Source organism: Mesorhizobium sp. M0601, from assembly GCF_040320845.1.
GTDB lineage: Bacteria > Pseudomonadota > Alphaproteobacteria > Rhizobiales > Rhizobiaceae > Mesorhizobium.
Genome location: NZ_JAMYQK010000006.1, coordinates 1 through 19,589, shown reverse-complemented (window position 1 = coordinate 19,589; position 19,589 = coordinate 1). Strand labels below are relative to the sequence as shown.

The 19,589-nt window shown below is 64.2% G+C and carries 22 protein-coding genes; 10 read left to right on the top strand and 12 right to left on the bottom strand.

All coding sequences use genetic code 11. The features are described from left to right. The first annotated feature begins 2 nt into the window (after positions 1-2). Together NKI41_RS08465 and NKI41_RS08460 are read left to right on the top strand one after the other, a co-directional pair. Positions 3-761 carry an SDR family oxidoreductase gene (locus tag NKI41_RS08465; RefSeq protein WP_352682460.1) on the top strand — a complete coding sequence of 253 codons (759 nt, stop codon included), beginning with the start codon at positions 3-5 and terminating at the stop codon, positions 759-761. A gap of 129 nt (positions 762-890) precedes the next feature. Further along, a complete protein-coding gene (locus NKI41_RS08460) occupies positions 891-1,277 on the top strand; it encodes an SET domain-containing protein (RefSeq protein ID WP_352682458.1) in 387 nt (128 codons plus the stop codon). Positions 1,278-1,411: 134 nt separating this feature from the next. Here the strand turns inward: NKI41_RS08460 and NKI41_RS08455 are convergent, their stop codons facing one another. Together NKI41_RS08455 and NKI41_RS08450 are read right to left on the bottom strand one after the other, a co-directional pair. Continuing rightward, the gene (locus NKI41_RS08455) at positions 1,412-1,702 is read right to left on the bottom strand and encodes an addiction module antidote protein (RefSeq protein WP_352448268.1); all 291 of its coding nucleotides are present in this window, start codon (positions 1,700-1,702) and stop codon (positions 1,412-1,414) included. Between the two features lies 1 nt (position 1,703). Next, the gene (locus tag NKI41_RS08450) at positions 1,704-1,991 is read right to left on the bottom strand and encodes a type II toxin-antitoxin system RelE/ParE family toxin (protein WP_352448269.1); all 288 of its coding nucleotides are present in this window, start codon (positions 1,989-1,991) and stop codon (positions 1,704-1,706) included. A 207-nt stretch (positions 1,992-2,198) separates the two neighbouring features. On the opposite strand from NKI41_RS08450, the gene rpsU reads away from it, so the two are divergent. The 4 genes from rpsU to NKI41_RS08430 all read left to right on the top strand — a co-directional run bounded on the left by rpsU (position 2,199) and on the right by NKI41_RS08430 (position 5,949). Then, the gene (gene rpsU / locus NKI41_RS08445) at positions 2,199-2,471 is read left to right on the top strand and encodes a 30S ribosomal protein S21 (protein WP_023675331.1); all 273 of its coding nucleotides are present in this window, start codon (positions 2,199-2,201) and stop codon (positions 2,469-2,471) included. 161 nt (positions 2,472-2,632) lie between these two features. Then, on the top strand, positions 2,633-3,478 hold the full coding sequence (locus NKI41_RS08440) for a tetratricopeptide repeat protein (RefSeq protein WP_352469482.1): 846 nt from the start codon (positions 2,633-2,635) through the stop codon (positions 3,476-3,478). A gap of 136 nt (positions 3,479-3,614) precedes the next feature. Then, complete coding sequence (locus NKI41_RS08435; RefSeq protein ID WP_352682455.1) at positions 3,615-4,088, top strand: DUF992 domain-containing protein; 474 nt, start codon at positions 3,615-3,617, stop codon at positions 4,086-4,088. A 403-nt stretch (positions 4,089-4,491) separates the two neighbouring features. Continuing rightward, positions 4,492-5,949, top strand: a complete 1,458-nt coding sequence (locus NKI41_RS08430; protein WP_352682453.1) for an MFS transporter — start codon at positions 4,492-4,494, stop codon at positions 5,947-5,949. Here the strand turns inward: NKI41_RS08430 and coaBC are convergent. From coaBC to ubiE, 3 genes are all read right to left on the bottom strand, one after another. After that, on the bottom strand, positions 5,946-7,403 hold the full coding sequence (coaBC, locus tag NKI41_RS08425; protein ID WP_352682451.1) for a bifunctional phosphopantothenoylcysteine decarboxylase/phosphopantothenate--cysteine ligase CoaBC: 1,458 nt from the start codon (positions 7,401-7,403) through the stop codon (positions 5,946-5,948). The genes NKI41_RS08430 and coaBC overlap by 4 nt on opposite strands. Positions 7,404-7,468: 65 nt before the next feature. After that, on the bottom strand, positions 7,469-9,043 hold the full coding sequence (gene ubiB / locus NKI41_RS08420) for a 2-polyprenylphenol 6-hydroxylase (protein ID WP_352682449.1): 1,575 nt from the start codon (positions 9,041-9,043) through the stop codon (positions 7,469-7,471). Positions 9,044-9,107: 64 nt separating this feature from the next. Further along, complete coding sequence (ubiE, locus tag NKI41_RS08415; RefSeq protein ID WP_352682447.1) at positions 9,108-9,884, bottom strand: bifunctional demethylmenaquinone methyltransferase/2-methoxy-6-polyprenyl-1,4-benzoquinol methylase UbiE; 777 nt, start codon at positions 9,882-9,884, stop codon at positions 9,108-9,110. 167 nt (positions 9,885-10,051) lie between these two features. Here ubiE and NKI41_RS08410 point away from each other — a divergent pair, with 167 nt between their 5' ends. The 3 genes from NKI41_RS08410 (at position 10,052) to NKI41_RS08400 (ending at position 12,445) form a co-directional block, all read left to right on the top strand. Continuing rightward, on the top strand, positions 10,052-11,026 hold the full coding sequence (locus NKI41_RS08410; protein WP_352682444.1) for an adenosine deaminase: 975 nt from the start codon (positions 10,052-10,054) through the stop codon (positions 11,024-11,026). Positions 11,027-11,154: 128 nt separating this feature from the next. Further along, positions 11,155-11,784, top strand: a complete 630-nt coding sequence (upp, locus tag NKI41_RS08405) for a uracil phosphoribosyltransferase (RefSeq protein WP_023675320.1) — start codon at positions 11,155-11,157, stop codon at positions 11,782-11,784. A gap of 100 nt (positions 11,785-11,884) precedes the next feature. Next, on the top strand, positions 11,885-12,445 hold the full coding sequence (locus NKI41_RS08400; protein WP_352469475.1) for a TIGR02281 family clan AA aspartic protease: 561 nt from the start codon (positions 11,885-11,887) through the stop codon (positions 12,443-12,445). A 110-nt stretch (positions 12,446-12,555) separates the two neighbouring features. Here NKI41_RS08400 and deoA read toward each other — a convergent pair whose 3' ends face one another. From deoA to NKI41_RS08370, 6 genes are read right to left on the bottom strand one after another with little or no spacing between them, the layout of a single operon-like run. Beyond that, positions 12,556-13,875: a thymidine phosphorylase gene (gene deoA, locus NKI41_RS08395; RefSeq protein WP_352469474.1), complete on the bottom strand. Its 1,320-nt coding sequence runs from the start codon at positions 13,873-13,875 to the stop codon at positions 12,556-12,558. After that, positions 13,875-14,693: a purine-nucleoside phosphorylase gene (locus NKI41_RS08390; RefSeq protein ID WP_352448279.1), complete on the bottom strand. Its 819-nt coding sequence runs from the start codon at positions 14,691-14,693 to the stop codon at positions 13,875-13,877. The genes deoA and NKI41_RS08390 overlap by 1 nt, the downstream gene beginning before the upstream one ends. Further along, positions 14,690-15,082, bottom strand: a complete 393-nt coding sequence (gene cdd / locus NKI41_RS08385; RefSeq protein WP_023675315.1) for a cytidine deaminase — start codon at positions 15,080-15,082, stop codon at positions 14,690-14,692. Before cdd ends, NKI41_RS08390 begins: the two co-directional genes overlap by 4 nt. Positions 15,083-15,088: 6 nt before the next feature. Continuing rightward, positions 15,089-16,060: an ABC transporter permease gene (locus NKI41_RS08380; RefSeq protein ID WP_352682440.1), complete on the bottom strand. Its 972-nt coding sequence runs from the start codon at positions 16,058-16,060 to the stop codon at positions 15,089-15,091. Between the two features lies 1 nt (position 16,061). Then, positions 16,062-17,201 carry an ABC transporter permease gene (locus NKI41_RS08375; protein WP_352539396.1) on the bottom strand — a complete coding sequence of 380 codons (1,140 nt, stop codon included), beginning with the start codon at positions 17,199-17,201 and terminating at the stop codon, positions 16,062-16,064. Beyond that, entirely contained in the window at positions 17,198-18,730 is a 1,533-nt protein-coding gene (locus tag NKI41_RS08370) for an ABC transporter ATP-binding protein (protein ID WP_352682437.1), read from the bottom strand. Before NKI41_RS08370 ends, NKI41_RS08375 begins: the two co-directional genes overlap by 4 nt. A gap of 180 nt (positions 18,731-18,910) precedes the next feature. Here NKI41_RS08370 and NKI41_RS08365 point away from each other — a divergent pair, with 180 nt between their 5' ends. After that, a complete protein-coding gene (locus NKI41_RS08365) occupies positions 18,911-19,120 on the top strand; it encodes a SlyX family protein (RefSeq protein ID WP_031211352.1) in 210 nt (69 codons plus the stop codon). A gap of 111 nt (positions 19,121-19,231) precedes the next feature. Here NKI41_RS08365 and NKI41_RS08360 read toward each other — a convergent pair. Continuing rightward, positions 19,232-19,589 (bottom strand): GNAT family N-acetyltransferase (locus tag NKI41_RS08360; protein WP_352682436.1); only part of this gene is annotated, 358 nt, incomplete at its 5' end.

The window sequence follows — 19,589 nt, the reverse complement described above, 5'->3', positions numbered from 1 at the left end:
AAATGTTCGCACTCACCAACAAGGTCGCCATCGTCACCGGCGCCAGTTCCGGCATCGGCCGCGCCACGGCAAAGCTCTTTGCCGAGCAAGGCGCCAGGCTCGTCGTCGCCGCCCGCCGCCAGGCGGAACTCGATGCGCTGGTTGCCGAAATCGAAGACGCCGACGGCACGGCTATCGCTCTTGCCGGCGACGTCCGCGACGAAGCCTACGCGAAAGTCCTGGTCGACCTGGCGGTCGAGAAATTCGGCGGGCTCGACATCGCCTTCAACAATGCCGGCTCGGTCGGCAGGATGGGGCCGGTTTCTGAGCTGTCGCTGAAGGGCTGGCGCGAGACGCTCGATACCAATCTGACCAGCGCCTTTCTCGGCGCGAAATACCAGGTGCCGGCGATGGTCGAACGCGGCGGCGGGTCGTTGATCTTCACCTCGACCTTCGTCGGCCACACGCTCGGCATGCCCGGCATGACCAGCTATGCCGCGAGCAAGGCCGGACTGATCGGATTGACGCAGGTGCTGGCCGCCGAATTTGGCGCCAAGGGCGTCCGGGTCAACGCGCTGCTGCCGGGCGGCACCGACACGCCTTCGGCGACATTCAACACACCTGAATCGCGGGCGTTCGTCGAAAACCTGCATGCCTTGAAGCGCGTCGCCGAGCCAGAGGAGATCGCCCGCTCGGCGCTTTACCTGGCTTCCGATGCATCGAGCTTCACCACCGGCACGGCACTGTTCGCCGACGGCGGTGTCTCGATCACCCGCACGTGAAGCGTTTCGCGGTTGGCGTCGGCCCGCCAGCCGCAATGTCAGCCCGCCAGCCGCAATGCCGGAAAAAGCGGTCTTGCTTTTCCCGGCGATTTGACGATTCCGTCTTCTCCTCGAAAACGGGTTGGAAACATGCTGCTGATCAGGACGTATATCGCTGCAAGCGCAATCGAAGGCGTCGGCGTGTTCGCCGCCGAGCCGATCCGGAAAGGGGCGCAGATCTGGCGGCTCGATCCGGACTTCGACCGGCTGATCCCGATGGAAAGATACGAGACGGCGCCGCCGCACCTCAAGGAATTGCTCGACAGATATGCCTATCCCAGTCCGGACCGGCCGGGCTTCATGGTCTATGAGGTCGACAATGGCCGCTTCATGAACCACGCCGACAAGCCGAACACCAACTTTTCGCAATATGGCGGGGCCACCGCGACCCGCGACATCGCCGCCGGCGAGGAAATAACCTGCGACTACGGCGAGTTCTTCGAGGGTTTCGAGCAGCTCCACCTGGCCACGGCGTAGCGGCGCCTATCTGGCCCAAGGCGAATTTTGTTCTTGCTTTGTGCCGGCAGCTATGCTATTAATTTCTCTACGGTGTGATTCACACCAGCGACCCGCCGCCGAGGCGGGTTTTTTCGTTTCGGGATTCGGCGGCCTCAGGCTTCGGTCTTTTCGGCGGTGAGTTTCACCCCTAAGGCCTTCACCACGCCAAGCAATGTCGACAGGCGCGGGTCGCCATCGGGGCTCAGTGCCTTGTACAGGGCCTCCCGGGTGACGCCGGCATCTTTCGCCACCTTGGACATGCCACGCGCGCGGGCAACTATGCCGAGAGCATTCGCGATATAGCCGGTATCGCCCGTGGCAAAGGCGTCGGCAAGAAGTTCGGCCTGGGCCTCCGCGCGGCCGAGATGTTCGGCAGGATCAAAAGGCAAGGTCTCGTGGGGCATTTCAGATCTCCTTGGCCATTTCAATGGCCTTCCTGATATCGCGCTTCTGCGAGGACTTGTCGCCGCCGCAGAGCAGGATAACGAGCGCGCTGCCGCGCTTGACGAAGTACAGTCGGTAACCGGGACCGTAGTCTATCCGAAGCTCGCCGATGCCATCGAAGAACTTCACGTCTCCCATCAGTCCGGACTGGATACGTGCCACGCGGATCGCAATCCGCTCGGCCGCCCGCATATCGTTTAGACCCTTGAGCCAGTCCCGGAACTCGGCGGTTTGCTCAACGATGGTCACTCGTGAACTATAGTTCACAGATTGAAAAAATCAAGCCGCCATGTGGGACTGTCGTGCCCGCCCGGACGGCACCGCCTCTCAATCGGCTGTGGACAGAGCCCCTTGATTCTGCTATCAGCCGCCCCAATTCGTGGTGTAACGCGCCGCGGAGGCTTGCGGCTATGGCCGCTTGCCTGTTGATTTCAAACCCGAAAGACAGGATTGCACGTGCAGGTACTCGTCCGCGACAACAATGTTGATCAGGCGCTTCGCGCGCTCAAGAAAAAGATGCAGCGCGAAGGCATCTTCCGCGAAATGAAGATGCGCGGACATTACGAAAAGCCCTCCGAGAAGCGCGCCCGTGAAAAGGCGGAAGCCGTGCGCCGTGCCCGCAAGCTGGCCCGCAAGCGCGCCCAGCGCGAAGGCCTGCTGCCGATGACGCCGCGTCCGGTCGCGGCCGGTGCTGCCGGTGCCGGTGCTCCGCGTCCGCCGCGGTTCTGACGTCAATTTTTCGTCCTTTTCCAAGGATATCCAAGGTGGCGCGATGCGGAATCGCCGCCACCTTTTTGTTGTGAGTTCGACCCGGTCCGAGAGGACCGGTTGGGAGAGATGCCGGTTCGGAGGGGGAACGGACCAGACGGCGCAGTAAGGACAGGGCAGACATGGACGCAATCACCGTAGAGCGCAGAACCGCGTGGCGCGGCCTCGCCCTGACGGCAGCCCTGCTTTCCGGGATGGCGCTTGCCAGCTGCCAGAGCGTTCCGACCGGCGAGTTCAACAACATCGACAAGGCGCAAGGCTCGAGCGAGAACATCTCCTCGCTGTCGGCGGTGATCCAGCGCAACCCCCAGGATCCGGAAGCCTACAATGTGCGCGGCTCGGCCTATGGCCGCGGCGGCCAGTACCAGGCGGCGCTGAAGGACTTCAACACCGCCATCCAGCTCAATCCGAATTTTTACCAGGCCTATTCGAACCGTGCGCTCATCCAGCGCTTCCTCGGCGATCAGGCGAGCGCGCTCGCCGACTACAATCGCTCGATCCAGATCAATTCCAACTATGACGCCGCCTATATCGGCCGCGGCAATCTCTACCGCAGGGCGGGCCGGGTCCAGGAAGCCTTCAACGATTTCCAGAAAGCCATCCAGCTCGACACGACCGATGCGCGCGCCTATCACAATCGCGGCCTGATCTACCAGAGTCAGGGCCAGCACGCCTTTGCCATCGAGGATTTCTCGACCGCCATTTCGTTGGCGCCGGACGCCTCCGAGCCTTACAACGGGCGCGGCCTCTCCTACCTTGCCATGAACGACGAGGACAATGCCTTCGCCGACTTCAACATGGCCATCAAGCTCGACGGCAAGAATGCTGAGGCCTGGTCCAACCAGGCGTTGATCTACGAGCGGCGCGGCGACAAGGTCAGGGCCGCGAAATCCTACCGCGAGGCCGTGCACCTCAATCCGACCTACCAGCCGGCCAAGGACGGCCTGGCCCGTACCAGTGCCGGCTGAGCGGCCGGTTAATCGGGCCTCCGTTTCCGCACTCCGACAACCCTGCGTTTAGCTTCGCCTTGCTGGCGCCAAGTTTTCGGCGGAACGCTCGGCGTGCTCAGCCGTTTGTACAAGGCAATTTCGAAAGGACCCTGCCATGATCAAGAAACTCGCTTGTGCCGCTGCTCTCGCCACGACCGTCGTTGCCGCTCCCGCCAGCCCCAGCAAGCTCCAGCTCGGCGTGCTCGACTGCACCATCGACGGCGGCACGGCCTATCTCGTCACCTCCAACAAGGGTGTCTCCTGTGTCTTTCGTCCGCATCGTGGCGGCCCCTCTGAAGTCTATACCGGGGTGATTTCCAAGCTCGGCGTCGATGTCGGCCGGACGCATCAGGGCCAGCTGGTATGGGCGGTTCTGGCGGCGACCCGCAACCACGATGAAGGCGACCTTGCCGGCAGCTACTATGGCGTGAACGCCGAGGCCAGCGTGGTCACCGGTGGCGGCGCCAATCTCCTGGTCGGCGGCCTCGACAGCGCCTTTTCGCTGCAGCCGCTCAGTGTCCAGGCACAGACCGGCGTCAACCTGGCGGTCGCCGTCACCTCGCTCGACCTGATCCACTCGTTCAAATAACGGCGCAGCATGGCTCCCGAGCGGCGGGGAGCGTAGGTGTCGGCCTGCGAATGGCTGCCGAAGGCTCATAGATTCCGGCAGGCCCACTCCGCAGAGGACGGGCCGCCCTGATGTTCAAAGTTGCGGCGCTCGAAGATCACGGCATGGCAACTGTGTTCATGCCGTTACCGTGACCGAAGATTGCGGCGATCCAATATTGCTTGTCTTCGGTCTGACCAGAATCTCAACGCCTCGTGATCGTCCCCCATCGCACAATTTTGAAATCCGCCACGTCAACGGCGATCAAGACCGCTTGATCTCAACTACGGTTGAGGTTCTAGAAGTCCTCCCATACTGCGGCATGTACTCATTTGGACGTGAAGAACGCTCCAATACTTCAGACCAGCAAAGCCTGGGGGACCGGATGACCAAGACAAGCACAAACAGGGTCGACTGGCGCGCGCTGTGGGCGAGCGGCGACCTGGCGCGCTTCTGCTTCATCAGCCTCGGCATCCTGCTGCACGCCACCAACGAAACCATGGTGGCAACGGTCATGCCGGCCATGGTCGGCGAACTCGCCGGCGTGCAACTGGTCGGCTGGTCGCTGGCGATCTACGAGCTCGGCGCCATCGTTGCCGGTGCGGCCGCCGGACGGCTGGTGAGCTATGTCGCGCTGCGTACCAACATGATGGTCGCCGCAATGCTCTATGCCGCCGGCGCGCTGGTCTGCGCCACCGCGCCTTCGATGCCGCTGTTCCTCTGCGGCCGCCTGATCGAGGGGCTCGGTGGCGGCGCGCTGGTGTCGCTGGCCTTCGTCTCGGTCGAGCGGCTGTTTGCCCGCGCGATCTGGCCGCAGCTTTTCGGCGTCATGTCGGCGATCTGGGGCGTCGCCGCCTTCAGCGGCCCCGTGCTCGGCGCGGTCATGACCGAATTGCTGTCCTGGCGCTGGGCCTTCGGCGTCTTCACCCTCGGCGGCACGGCGATGGCGCTGGCAAGCTTCATCGTGCTCGACACACCGGAAGCAACAAGGCCGCAGGCGACGGGCGGCTCGGCGCCGCCCTTTCCCTTTGCGGCACTTGGCTGCCTCGCCGTCAGCGTCGTGCTGATTGCCACCGCCGGCGTCGACATCGCCCTGCTGCGCTCGTCGCTGCTGCTCACCCTCGGCCTGGTCGGCCTGGCGCTGTTTATCCATATCGACGCACTGAAGCCGCGCTCGCGCCTGTTCCCGTCGCGGCTGTTCTCATGGCGCTCGCCGGTTGGCGCGGGCATGACCATGGTCGCCGCGTTCTCGGTGGCGACCTGCTCCTTTACCGTCTACGGTCCGCTGCTTCTGACCAGCCTGCACGGCATTCCGATCCTGACCACCGGCTACATCATCGCCGCCGAATCGATCGCCTGGTCGATCCTGTCGATCCTCGTCGCCAATGCGCCGCCGGAACGCGAGCGGCTGATCATCGTCGGCGGGGCGCTGATGATCGCCACGGGCGTCGCCGGTTTCGCCTATACGGTGCCGGCCGGCTCTATCCCGTTGATCCTGCTTTGTGCCTTGCTGCAAGGCGGCGGTTTCGGCATCGCCTGGCCGTTCGTCACGCGTGTCATCGTGGCATCGGCCAAGGAAGGCGAGCAGACGATCGCCTCGGCCGCTGTGCCGACCATGCAGCGCATCGGTTATGCCGTTGGTGCGGCACTGACCGGCATCGTCGCCAACGCCAGCGGCTTTTCCGAAGGCCTGAACCGTGAGGCCGCGGCAAGTGTCGCCGCCTGGCTGTTCCTGGCGTTTATCCCGCTCGGAATCCTGGGATGCCTTGCCGCCTTGCGGATTTCGGGGGCGACCGACACGAAGCCGGCGAAGCTGTCAATCTCCGTGGGGGAGATTGACTAGACAACGACCGTCTTCATCCGGTCGGCGATCAGCGCCGCGAGCCGCGTCGCCACCTCGTCCTTGCTCATCTCCGGCCATTCCTCGACGCCGGCCTTCGAGACGATCCGCACCTTGTTGCGGTCGCCGCCCATCACGCCCGGGGAACCATCTTCATGGGAGACATCATTGGCAACGATAAGATCGGCGCCCTTTTTTGCAAGCTTGGCCTGGGCATTCCTGACCAGGTCCTGCGTCTCGGCGGCGAAACCGACCACCAGCATCGGCCGCTTTTTGTGATGCCCGACACCGGCGAGAATATCGGGATTTTCCACCATCTGCAGCGCCGGTGGCCCCTCGCCCGCCACCTTCTTGATCTTCTCCCCGGCCGAATTTTGAGTGCGCCAGTCGGCGACAGCCGCGACGAACACTGCCGCGTCTGCCGGCAGCAGCTGCTCGACGGCGTCCTTCATCTCGACGGCCGTTTCGACGTGCAGCGTGGCGACGCCGGCCGGATCGGCAATGCCGACCGGGCCGGAGACGAGACGCACGTCGGCACCGAGCCTGGCCAGCGCCACCGCGATGGCGTGGCCCTGCTTGCCCGACGACCGGTTGGCGATGTAGCGGACCGGGTCGATCGGTTCATGCGTCGGCCCGGAGGTGACGATGATCTTCCTGCCCGCCAGCGGCTTTGGCCGGCTGTCGAGCAGCGCCTCGATCGCGGCGACGATCTCCAGCGGCTCGGCCATCCGGCCCTCGCCCACCTCGTTGCTCTCGGCCATCTCGCCCTTCGCCGGGCCGACGAATGCGACGCCGTCCTTGCTCAGCGTCGCACGGTTGCGGCGGACCGCCGGATGCGCCCACATTTTCGGGTTCATCGCCGGCGCCACCAAAACTCGCTTGTCGGTGGCGATGAGCACGGTCGAGGCAAGGTCGTTGGCATGGCCATTGGCGAGCTTTGCCATCAGGTCGGCGGTGGCCGGCGCCACGACCAAAAGGTCGGCCTCGCGCGACAGCCTGATATGGCCGATGTCGTGCTCGTCCTGCCGGTCGAACAATTCGGTGAAGACGTGGTCGGCCGACAGCGCCCCGGCCGACAGCGTAGTGACGAACTCCTGCGCCGCCGCGGTCATCACCACCCGCACTGCCGCACCGCGCTCGCGCAGCCGGCGGATCAGGTCGAGTGCCTTGTAGGCGGCGATGCCGCCGCCGATGATCAGCAGGATGCGCTTGCCGGAGAGGATGCCTCGCGGGCTGCAGACGGCGACCACCGGCGCTGCTGGACTCTGCGAACTCGTCAGTTCGCGCAGTGTTTTCTCGATCTGGTCGATGCGACCGGCCGAACCGAACTGACCTTCGACCGCTGCGCGGATCATCACCCGCGCCTGGTCTTCCATCGACCGGCCATTCTCCGCCGCCAGTCGGCGCAGCAGGTCCTTGACCTCGTCATCAAGGTTGCGGATCGTGATGCTGGCCATCTGATTGCACCTTGCCCGGATTTGCTGAGTGCAATGATAGCAATGCAATCACTTTGCAACAAGCGCTAGAAAATACGCCAGGCGATATACACGAGCGTCAATGCGATCACCCACAGCGCCAGCCGGCCGGAGCGGGTGTAGCGCGCCTCGGCCTTGCCGATCGCGCGTGCGGTCCTTTCGTCGAAGCGCAGGCCGTGTTCGGCCATCAGGTCGATCTCACGCGACAGCCGCTCGGTGCGGGCGGCGAGGTCCGGTGCCTGGCGGGCCAGCGCCAGCAGCGCGTTGGCACCGTCGCGCGCATCGGCCAGCAGGGCGCGCGGGCCGAGGTTGCGGGCAATCCAGCCGCTCACCACCGGCTCCGACGTCTTCCACATGTTGAAGGCCGGGTCGAGCGTGCGGGCGACGCCTTCGACGACGACCATGGTCTTCTGCAGCAGCACCAGCTCGGACCGCGTCGCCATGTCGAAGAGGTCGGTCACTTCGAACAGCAGCGTCAGCAGCTTGGCCATCGAGATGGTCTCGGCAGGCTGGCCGTGGATCGGTTCGCCGATCGCCCGGATCGCCTGGGCGAAGGCCGCGACATTGTGCTGGCGCGGCACGTAGCCGGCCTCGAAATGCACCTCGGCGACGCGCTGGTAATCGCGCGTGATGAACCCGTAGAGGATTTCGGCGAGGAAGCGGCGCTCCTTTTTGCCGAGCCGGCCGGCAATGCCGAGATCGACGGCGACGATGGTGCCATCGGCTTCTATAAACAGGTTGCCCGGGTGCATGTCGGCGTGGAAGAAACCGTCACGCAGCGTATGGCGCAGAAACGACTGAACGAGGTTGGCGGCAATCGCCTTCAGGTCGTGGCCGGCGGCGGTCAGGCCGGCAATATCGTTCATCTTGATACCGTCGACCCACTCCATGGTCAGCACGTCACGACCGGTGCGCTCCCAGTCGACCGACGGCACACGGAAGCCGGGATCGTCCTTGGTATTCTCGCCGAGCTCCGAAAAAGCCGCTGCCTCCAGCCTCAAATCCATTTCGATCTTGGTAGTCTGGGCCAGCGTCTCCGTCACCTCGACCGGCCGCAGCCGGCGCGACGACGGGATGTACTTTTCCTGCAGCCGGGCGGCGAGGAAATAGCTTTCGAGATCGCGAAAGAAGCGGCGGCGCACGCCCGGCCGGATGACCTTCACCGCCACTCGCCTAACGACGCCGTCCTGCAGCGTTTCGGCGGTATGGACCTGGGCGATCGAGGCGGCGGCGACGGCCTCGCCAAAACTGGCATAGAGCTCACCGACCTTGCGTCCGAGCGATGCCTCTATCGCGGCGACAGCCTCGGCCTTGGGAAACGTCTGCATCTTGTCCTGCAGCATGGCAAGATCAAGCGCGATATCGTTGCCGACGACATCCGGCCGTGTCGCCAGGAACTGGCCGAGCTTGACGTAGGACGGGCCGAGCCGCACGACCGCCTTGGCCAGCCTGTCGCCGCGCTCATAGGCAAGCGCCCGACGGCGGGTGAACAGCCGGGCCATGCGCCAGCCGAATTTCGGCAAGCCGAAGAGCTCGTCACCGGGCAAAGCCGCGATGACGCCCTCGCGCACAAGCACCCAGCCGGCCCGCACGAGCCTGAAACCAGCGCCGATGCTGCTCATGGCTGGCTTTGCCCTGCCGGTTTCCTGAACTGGCGCAAGGCACGTCGGAAAATGCGGGCCAGCCTCAAAGCTTCCAGCCCGAATGAAGCGCGGCGATGCCGCCGGAATAATTGCGGAATGAGGCGCGCTTGAAGCCTGCGCGCGAAATCATCGCCGCGAAATTCTGCTGATTGGGAAACTTGCGGATCGATTCGACCAGATAGGAATAGGGCTCGTCATCGCCGGTCACCACCTTGCCGATCCGCGGAATGGCGTTGAACGACCATGCTTCATAGACCTTGTCGAGCAGCGGCATCTCGACCTCGGAGAATTCAAGGCAGAGAAAGCGCCCGCCAGGCTTCAGAACGCGATAGGCTTCGGCAAGCGCCACATCGATGCGCGGCACGTTGCGGATGCCGAAAGCGATGGTGTAGGCGTCGAAAGTAGCGTCGGCAAAAGGCAGTTCCTCGGCATTGGCTTCGACGAAATCGGTATTTGCCGACAGGCCTTTTTTCTCGGCCCGATCGCGGCCGACGGCGAGCATCGAGCCGTTGATATCGAGAACCGTTGCATGAGCGTGCCTGCCGCTCGCCTCGACGATGCGGAAGGCGACATCGCCGGTGCCGCCGGCAACGTCGAGAACGCTCCAGCCCGGCCGCTTCGGTGGATTGAGCCAGGCGACCATGGCGTCCTTCCACAACCGATGCAAGCCGGCCGACATCAGGTCGTTCATCAGGTCGTAGCGGTTCGCCACCTTGTGGAAAACATCATTGACCAGGGACTGCTTGTCGCCTGGCCCTACCCGCTTGAAACCATAGGAGGTTTCCATGCCGCCCGCAGCAGTGGTTCTTTCAACCGACATCGTTTTGATCCGCCATAAAATCGGCGGGACCATAGCCGATCGATGGTGCGGGCGCTATTGTTTAAGGCGCGGTGTTCGGCCGCGCTTCGAAGCAGGTTCCGGAAAAGTGTCACACGGTTTTTCGACAGGAACTTGCGTCATAAGAAAAAGCCTGACGGGATAATTGAATGCCTTTGAAAGCAGAACTGCACTGCCACATCGAAGGGGCAGCGGCGCCTGAACTCGTCCTCCGCCAGGCTGAGAAATACGGTAAGGATGCCTCGCGCTACGTCCAGGACGGCTCCTTCGTCTGGCGCGACTTCACCTCTTTCCTCGCGGCCTACGACTTCTCGTCGGACCTGTTCCGCACCGAAGAAGACTATGCGCGGCTGGCCGACCATTACCTGACCAGCCTCGCCCGCGACGGCGCCATCTATTCCGAGGTTTTCACCTCGCCCGACCATGCCAACAAGGCCGGGCTGTCGCCAAAGGCCTATACCGACGCGCTCGGCGAAGGCATGGCCCGCGCCAAGGCGAAGACCGGCATCGAAGGCCGCATGATCGTCACCGGCGTGCGCAATTTCGGTGTCGAATCGATCGAGCGGGCGGCGCGTTTCGCCGCGCGCTGCGGGCATCCGCTGGTCACCGGTTTCGGCGTCGCCGGCGACGAGCGGATAGGCGACCTGGAAGATTATGTCAGGGCCTTCGAGATCGCCCGCGAGGCCGGCCTCGGCATCACCGTCCATGCCGGCGAATTGATGGGCTGGGAGAGCGTCGAGGCGGCACTCGACCACATCCGCCCGTCTCGCATCGGCCATGGCGTGCGCGCCATCGAGAACCCCGAGCTTGTGCGGCGCATCGCCGACGAAGGCGTCGTGCTCGAATGCTGCCCTGGCTCCAACATCGCCCTGAAAATCTTCGACAGCTTCGCCGACCATCCCTTCCCCGCCTTGCGGGCAGCGGGCTGCAAGGTGACGCTCAACTCCGATGACCCGCCCTATTTCTGGACCTCGCTGAAACGCGAATACGACATCGCTGCCGAGCATTTTGCGATGGACGACAAGGCGCTCGCCGCGGTCACCAGGACGGCCATCGAGGCAGCCTTCGTCGACAGGAAGACCAGGGCGGCGCTGCTGGGCAGGCTCGGCGCCAAGGGCAGGTGAATGGTGAATGGTTCACCCGGCGCTTCGGTTCGTCAGCCGCGAGTTTTTCCGCGCAACCAAGGACTCGCAAACCAGTTCACTATTCACTATTCACCATTCACCATTCACTTGCGCAGTTGGAGAACACCATGAAGGGCGTCACCGTCGTCGACCATCCGCTTGTCCAGCACAAGCTGACCATCATGCGCAAGAAGGAAACCTCGACGGCCGGCTTCCGGCGGCTGCTGCGCGAGATCTCGCTGCTGCTCGGCTACGAGGTCACCCGCAACCTGGAACTGACGACGACGACCATCGAGACGCCGATCGAAACGATGGAGGCGCCGACGCTGGAGGGCAAGAAACTGGTCTTCGCCTCGGTGCTGCGCGCCGGCAACGGCTTGCTCGAAGGCCTGCTCGATCTGGTGCCGGCGGCGCGTGTCGCCCATATCGGCCTCTATCGCGACCATGAGACGCTGGAAGCGGTCGAGTATTTCTTCAAGGCGCCGGGCGACCTCGCCGACCGGCTGGTGATCGTCGTCGACCCGATGCTGGCGACCGCCAATTCGGCGATCGCGGCGATCGACAAGCTGAAAGGCCGCGGTGCCACAAACATCCGCTTCCTCTGCCTGCTGGCGGCACCAGAGGGCCTCGAGCGGTTTACCCAGGCGCATCCCGATGTTCCGGTCTTCACCGCTTCGATCGACCGCCAACTCAATGAGAAGGGCTACATCATGCCGGGTCTCGGCGATGCCGGCGACCGCATGTACGGCACCAAATAGATCCGTTTACCGATTGTTTACGCAAACGGCTGGTTTCCGCATTCGTTAAAGCGGCAGACACCATGTCGGACTAAGGATCGGCAACCACAAAGGCCGGTCCATGCTGCGCAAGCTTCTCATCCTTGGCGTGTTTGCCGGAACGTCGGCATCGCTGCCGATCGTGTATCAGTCCAATTCACAGGTAATCGAGCGGCTGTTGAAATCAGCCATCGGAGCCAGGCCGGCCGACACACAAACCGACCTGAATCTCGCCGCCGTCCCGGACAGGCCGGCAACGCCGCAGCCGCTCGGCCGCAAGGTCGTCGTCACCGCGGACGCGCGCGGGCATTTCATGTCGCTCTTCAAGTTGAACGGTCGCCAGGTCGACGGCATGATCGACACCGGTGCGACGCTCGTCGCCATCAACACCTCGACCGCGCGCAGGATCGGCATCTCGCTCAATTCGACGGACTTCAGCCATCAGGTCAACACCGCCAATGGTGCGATCAAGGCCGCCGTGGTGACGATTGATCGCCTGCAGATCGGCAAGATCACCGTCGAGGGCGTCGAGGCCGTCGTGCTCGACGACAGGGCGCTGCACACCAACCTGATCGGCATGAGCTTTCTGCAGCGGCTCGAAAAATACCAGGTCGAAGGCGGCAAGCTGCTGCTGGTTCAGTAGAACGTGATCCCGAACCGCAGGTCCGCGCCTGCGAAAAGTTGGGGACCAGTCTTCGGACAAGATCGTGGTCCAAAGAAAGATAGAACCCATCCGATACCGTCGGAATGGCTCTACCCGCGGGGCAGGATCCGCCGGATGACGGTTTTCTCCGTGGCCGGTTTGGAAGTGCCGATGGTATACGCCGAAAGCACGGCGGCCGCGGCCGCTTCGGCATCCCCGGTATTGCGGGCATGGACCAGCGCCAGCGCTTCGCCGGCCCGCACTTCAGCGCCGACCGGCAACAGCCTGGTGATGCCAACGGCGTGATCGATCCTGTCGTCGGGCCGCGTCCGCCCGCCGCCAAGCCCGACCACGGCAAGCCCGATCTCGCGGGTCGCGATGCCGGTGACAAAGCCGTTCGCGCTCGCCTTGACCGCGAATTCCGTTGCCGCTTTCGGCAGATATTTTTCCGGATTGTCGACAAAGTCGACGGGACCGCCCAGTGCCGCCACCATGCGCGCGAAGATGGAAGCGGCGCGGCCGCCGGCCAGCGTCTCGGCGGCGCGGCGCAGGCCGTCCTGGTTGGACGACACCAGGCCTGCCGATTGCAGCATCTCGGCGGCCAGCGCCAGCGTCACGTCCTCCAGCCGCCGGTCGCGAAAGCGGCCGGTGAGAAAATCGACGGCGTTGCGCACCTCGACCGCATTGCCGGCGGCGGACGCCAGGGGCTCGTTCATGCCGGTGACCAGCGCCGAGGCCTTAAGGCCGGCGCCATTGGCGACGTCGACCAGGCTGTTGGCCAGTGCGGTTGCGTCGCGCGATTTCTCCATGAAGGCCCCGTTGCCGACCTTGACGTCAAGCACCAGCGAATTGAGGCCGGCGGCCAGCTTCTTCGACAGGATCGAAGCAGTGATCAGCGGCACCGATTCGACCGTTCCCGTCACATCGCGGATGGCGTAGAGCCTGGCGTCGGCGGGTGCGAGATCGGCGGTCTGGCCGATGATGGCGCAGCCGGTTTCGAGCACCGTCTTGCGGAAGCGCGCAACATCCGGCTGGCTGATATAGCCGGGGATGGCATCCATCTTGTCAAGCGTGCCGCCGGTATGGCCCAGACCCCTGCCGGAAATCATCGGCACATAGGCGCCGCAGGCAGCGACGATCGGCGCCAGCATCAAGGAGACATTGTCGCCGACGCCGCCGGTCGAATGCTTGTCGGTGACCGGGCCGGGCAGATCCGACCAGTCGAGCACATCGCCGGAATCGCGCATCGCCATAGTCAGCGCCACCGCCTCGTCGCGGCTCATGCCGTTGAAGAACACCGCCATGGCAAAGGCGCCGACCTGCGCGTCGGTGACTGTGCCGGCGGTCAGACCCTCGATGAAGAACGCTGTCTCCTCAGCCGAGAGCTTCTGGCCGTCGCGCTTGCGGCGGATGATTTCCTGGGGAAGCATCAGGCGTCGACCCTGTGCTCCGGAAGCCCGTCCTGAAAAACACGCTGCAGAATGGTCGCCAGCCGCGCGCCGCCGACCGGTGCCATGTCCTTGGTCTCCTGGTGCGACAGCTCGGCTCCGGTCATGCCGGCGGCAAGGTTGGTCACGACCGAACACGCGGCGACGCGCAGCCCGAGGAAGCGGGCGAGAATGACCTCCGGCACCGTCGACATGCCGACGGCGTTGGCGCCCATGACGCGCGCCATGCGGATCTCGGCGGGCGTCTCGAAGCATGGGCCGGAGAACCACATATAGACGCCCTTGTGCAGCGTGGTACCGGTAGCCTTCGCCGCCTGCTCGATGGCGGAGCGGAGACCGGCGTCGTAGGCTTCGGTCAGGCCGACGAAACGGCGGTCGCTCGGTTCGCCGATCAGCGGGTTGGAGCCCGAGAAATTGATGTGATCGGTGATCAGCATCACCGAGCCCGGGCCCATCCCGGGATCGACCGAACCGGCGGCGTTGGTGAGGATCAGCCTGGAGATGCCGAGGCCGGCGAGCACCTCGAGTGCCGGCCGCATCGCCGCCGCGTTGCCGTGCTCGTAATAATGCGCCCGGCCGGACAGCATCAGCACCGGCGTGCCGGCAAAGAGCCCGGCCACCACCTCGCCGGCATGGCCGCTGACGCCGCTTCGGGGAAACCCCGGCAAGTCGGCGTAGGAGATGCGCACCGCATCCTCGACCTGGTCGACAAGCCCGCCAAGCCCTGACCCCAGCACCAAGGCGGTGGTCGGCGCCAGCCCGTCCAGCCTTTCGACGAGGTGATCGAGCGCTTCCTTCATTTCAGCACATCGCCTTCAAACCCGTATGGCAGCAACTCGCCCATGGTCACGGTCTCAACCACGCCGCTATCATCGCAGAGATAGAACTTCGTCTCCGGCCGGCAGAATTCCGCCAGCCGCTGCCGGCAGCCGCCGCAGGGCGAGCATTTTGCCACGCGTTCGGCGATCACGGCGATTTCCGTGATTTTGCCGCCGCCGCCCATGACGTAGTGGCCGAGCGCGGTGGTTTCGGCGCACCAGCCCTCCGGATAGGACGCGATCTCGACATTGGCGCCGGTGAAGACACGGCCGTCCTCGGTGCGCAACGCCGCGCCGACCGGAAATTTCGAATAGGGCGCATAGGCCTTGGCCATGGCGGCTTTCGCCGCTTCGAACAGATCATGAGCCATGATAGATCAGCGTTCCTTGACATAAGGCACGCCGCCGGCGCGCGGCGGGATTGCCTTGCCGATGAAGCCGGCGAGCAGGATGACGGTCAGCACATAGGGCAGCGCCTGCATGAATTGCACCGGCACCTTGCCGATCAGCGGCAGCGGCGTGCCTTGCAGGCGGATCGAGGCGGCGTCGAGGAAGCCGAACAGCAGGCAGGCGAACATGGCGTTGACCGGTTTCCATTTGGCGAAGATCAGCGCGGCCAGCGCGATATAGCCCTTGCCGGCGGTCATGTCCTTCACGAAGCCGCCATTCTGCACCATCGACAGATAGGCGCCGGCAATGCCGGTGAGCACGCCGGTGCAGATCAGCGCCCGGTAGCGCAGCCAGGCGACTGATATGCCGGCGGTGTCGACCGCGGCCGGGTTCTCGCCGACGGCGCGCAGGCGCAAGCCGAAGCGAGTGCGGAACAGCACCCACCAGGTGAACGGCACGGCCAGGAAGGCGAGATAGACCAGCACGGAGTGGCCGGAGATGAGTTCCGAATAGATCGGCCCGAGGATCGGCACGCTCCTGAGCGCCTCCGCGCCCGGCCAGGTGATTGCCTCGAACCGCTCGCCGGCGGCCAGCGCCGGCGTGCGCCCGCCTTGCTGGAACCAGGCCTGGCCGAGCATGATCGTCGATCCGGCGGCAATGAAATTGATCGCGACACCGGAAACGATCTGGTTGCCGCGATGGGTGATCGAGGCAAAGCCGTGGATCAGCGCGAAGGCGACCGAGATCAGGATGGCCATGCCGAGGCCGATTAAGGCCGAGTGGAAGACCGAGGCGGCGGCCGCACCGGCGAAGGCGCCGACAAGCATCTTGCCCTCGAGCCCGATGTCGAAGACGCCGGCCCGCTCCGAATAGAGGCCGGCGAGACAGGCGAGCAGCAAGGGCACAGACAGGCGGATGGTCGAGTCCAGGACCTGTACGATGGCGTTGAAGAAATCCATCTCAGGCGCCCTTCCCCTTGACCGCTTCCATGCCGACCGATTTCGGGCTGAGCGAGGCGAACAACGCCTGGACGTAGGGCCGGAACATATGCTCGAGCGCGCCGGCGAACAGGATCACGAGGCCCTGGATGATGACGATCATGTCGCGGCTGATCACCGGCATCTCGAAGGCGAGCTCGGCGCCGCCCTGGTAGAGCATGCCGAACAGGATCGCCGCCAGCACGATGCCGACCGGGTGCAGGCGTCCCATCAGTGCCACCGCGATGCCGACGAAACCGGCGCCCGAAACGAATTCGAGCGCGACATTGTGCTGGTCGCCCATCGTCGGGTTGAGCGCCATCATGCCGGCCAGCGCGCCCGAGATCATCATCGCAATGATGATGATGCGGATCTCCGAAATGCCGGCATAACGCGCCGCTTTCGGGCTGTGGCCATAGGTGCGCATCTCGTAGCCGAGCTTCGTGCGCCAGATCAGCACCCACACCAGAAAGGCCATGGCTAGCGCCAGCAGGGAACTGACGTTGAATGGCGCCGAACGGATTTTGGCGCCGAACAATTCGATGACCCAGTTGAGCTTCGGCAATTGCGCGCCTTCGAGGAAGGTGCGCGTCTGCGGCGCCATCGAGCCGGGCGGCTTCAGCATCCCCACCAGCGCATAGACCATGACGCTGGCGGCGATGAAATTGAACATGATGGTGGTGATGACGATGTGCGAGCCGCGCTTGGCCTGCAGATAGGCCGGGATCAGCGCCCACAGCCCGCCCATCGCCGCGGCGGCGATAATGGCGATCGGGAAGGTCAGCCACCAGGGCAGCACGCTGTCGAAGGCCAGGCAAACAATGCCGATGCCGAGACCGGCGATATAGCCCTGGCCCTCGCCGCCGATGTTGAACAGGCCGCAATGCGCCGCAACCGCCACCGAAAGCCCACTGAAGATGAAGGTGGTGGCATAGAAAAGCGTGAACGCGATGCCTTGGCCGCGGCCGAAGGCACCCTCGACCAGGATGACGGCTGCACGCAGCGGGTTCTCGCCGACCAATATGACGACGAAGCCGGCGACGACGAATGCGACGAACAGATTGATCAGCGGGATCAGCACGTAATCGGCCCAGGCCGGCAGCTTGGCATAGGGGGTGCTCACTCGGCGGCCTCCCGGTGCTCGACGCCGGCCATCAGCAGGCCGAGCTCGCCCTCGGTCGCGTCGGGGCCGCGTTCGCCGACGATGCGGCCGGCAAACATCACCAGGATGCGGTCGGACAGCGAGCGGATCTCGTCGAGCTCGACCGAAACCACCAGCACCGCCTTGCCCTGGTCGCGCATGGCGATGAGGCGCTTGTGGATGAATTCGATGGCGCCGACATCGACGCCGCGTGTCGGCTGGCCGACGATCAACACGCCGGGATCTTGTTCCATTTCCCGCGCCAGCACGATCTTCTGCTGGTTGCCGCCGGAGAAATTGGCGGTCTTGAGGCGGCAGTCCGCCGGGCGGATGTCATATTTGACGATCTTGTCCCGGGCATCGTTACGGATGGCGTCGATGTCAAGGAACGGCCCCTTCAGATAGCGCGCGTCGTCCTGGTAGCCGAGGATCGAATTCTCGTTTTCCTCGAAGGCCAGCACGAGCCCGACATGATGGCGGTCCTCCGGCACATGGGCGAGGCCGCGCTCGCGCAGCTCGCCAGGGTCGGCGGCGCCGGTGAGGTCGATCGGCTTGCCGTCGAGCATGACCGAGCCCGAAACGGCATGCCTGATGCCGGAAATCGCCTCGAGCAATTCGGACTGCCCGTTGCCGGCGACGCCGGCAATGCCGACGATCTCGCCGGCATGGACGTCGAAGGAGACGTCGTCGACCATGGTGACGCCGCGGGAATCCTTGACCGTCAGGTTCTTGACCGCAAGCTTGACGCCGCCGGCCTTCGCCTCGCCCTTTTCGACGCGCAGCAGCACGCGCCGGCCGACCATCAGCTCGGCCAGCTCCTCGACCGTGGTCTTCCTGGTTTCGCGTGTCGCCACCATCGTGCCCTGGCGCATCACCGACACCGTGTCGGTGATCGCCATGATCTCGCGCAGCTTATGGGTGATCAGCACGATCGTCTTGCCCTGCTCCTTCAGCTGCCTGAGGATGCGGAACAGGTGGTCGGCCTCGGCCGGCGTCAGCACGCCTGTCGGCTCATCGAGGATCAGGATCTCGGCGCCGCGATAGAGCGCCTTGAGGATTTCGACGCGTTGCTGCAGGCCGACCGGCAACTCCTCGATGATGGCGTCGGGATCGACTTCGAGCCCGTATTCGCGCTCGAGCCGCTCCAGCTCGGAACGCGCCTTGGCAATGCTCTTCTTCAGCAGCGCATCGCTTTCGGCGCCGAGAATGACGTTTTCCAGCACCGAGAAATTGTCGACCAGCATGAAATGCTGATGCACCATGCCGATGCCGAGCGCGATCGCATCATTCGGTGTCTTGATCGATGCCGGCTGGCCGCCGACACGGATCTCGCCGGAATCGGCTTGGTAGAAACCATAGAGGATCGACATCAGCGTCGACTTGCCGGCGCCGTTTTCGCCGACGATACCATGGATGGTGCCGCGCATAATCTCCAGATTGATGTCGCGGTTGGCGCGCACGGCGCCAAAGCTCTTGTCGATGCCGATCAGCTCGATTGCGGCTTGCGCCATGCAGCCTGTTCCCACTGTTATTTTTTTACCGCTTGGTCAAACGCCTAGCATGACGCCCAGTCTGTGCCAATTGGGTCCGTAGCAATTGGCCGGAGCAGGTTCACTCTCGACAAATCCCGCCATGCTTGTCAATTTCCAACGTGGCCGCAGCCTGCACAATCGCCTGATCGAGGATTTCAAATGACCATGCCCGAGGACCGGCTGACGACGCTGGAAATCCGCGCCGCCGAGCAGGAGAAGACCATCGAGGAACTGTCCGGCCAGATCGCCGAGCAGTGGAAGGTGATCGAGCGCATGCAGCGCAAGCTCGACGCGCTGGCCGAGCGCTTCCTGGCGCTGGAGGAACAGGCCGCGCCCGACGTGCCGGTGACCAAGCCGCCGCACTGGTGAGGCGAGCAACGGTTATAGGCTGGGCCTTCGCGACATCAGCAACATGGGTGCGCAATCTTGTTCGAACGTTTCGACCGTCATCCAGCCGAGCGCCGCATAGAAATCGCGCGCCTAAAGATAGAATTCGACAACGCCGGCCGATGCTGCGCGCGCTTCGGTCGCCCTAACCAGTGCCGTGCCGATCCCTTGGTGCTGGTGCTTCGGAGCGACAGCCAGCCCGGCTAGCCATGGCGTCAGTTCATGCGCCAGCTCCAGTTCACGGCGGACCAGCAAACACGTACCGACTGGGACATCACCGATCCGGGCAACCAGGGAAGTCTCGAATCCGTCACCAGCCAGCAGCTTGCGAAGGCCGGCGATGTCATCCTCGAGCGTCCTTGCGGTGTCGACCGTGAACAATCCGGCCCCTAAGCGGCGACCGGCTTGGGCCGGAGTTGGAAGAGAGCGATCAAGAGGGACAAAAAACCCT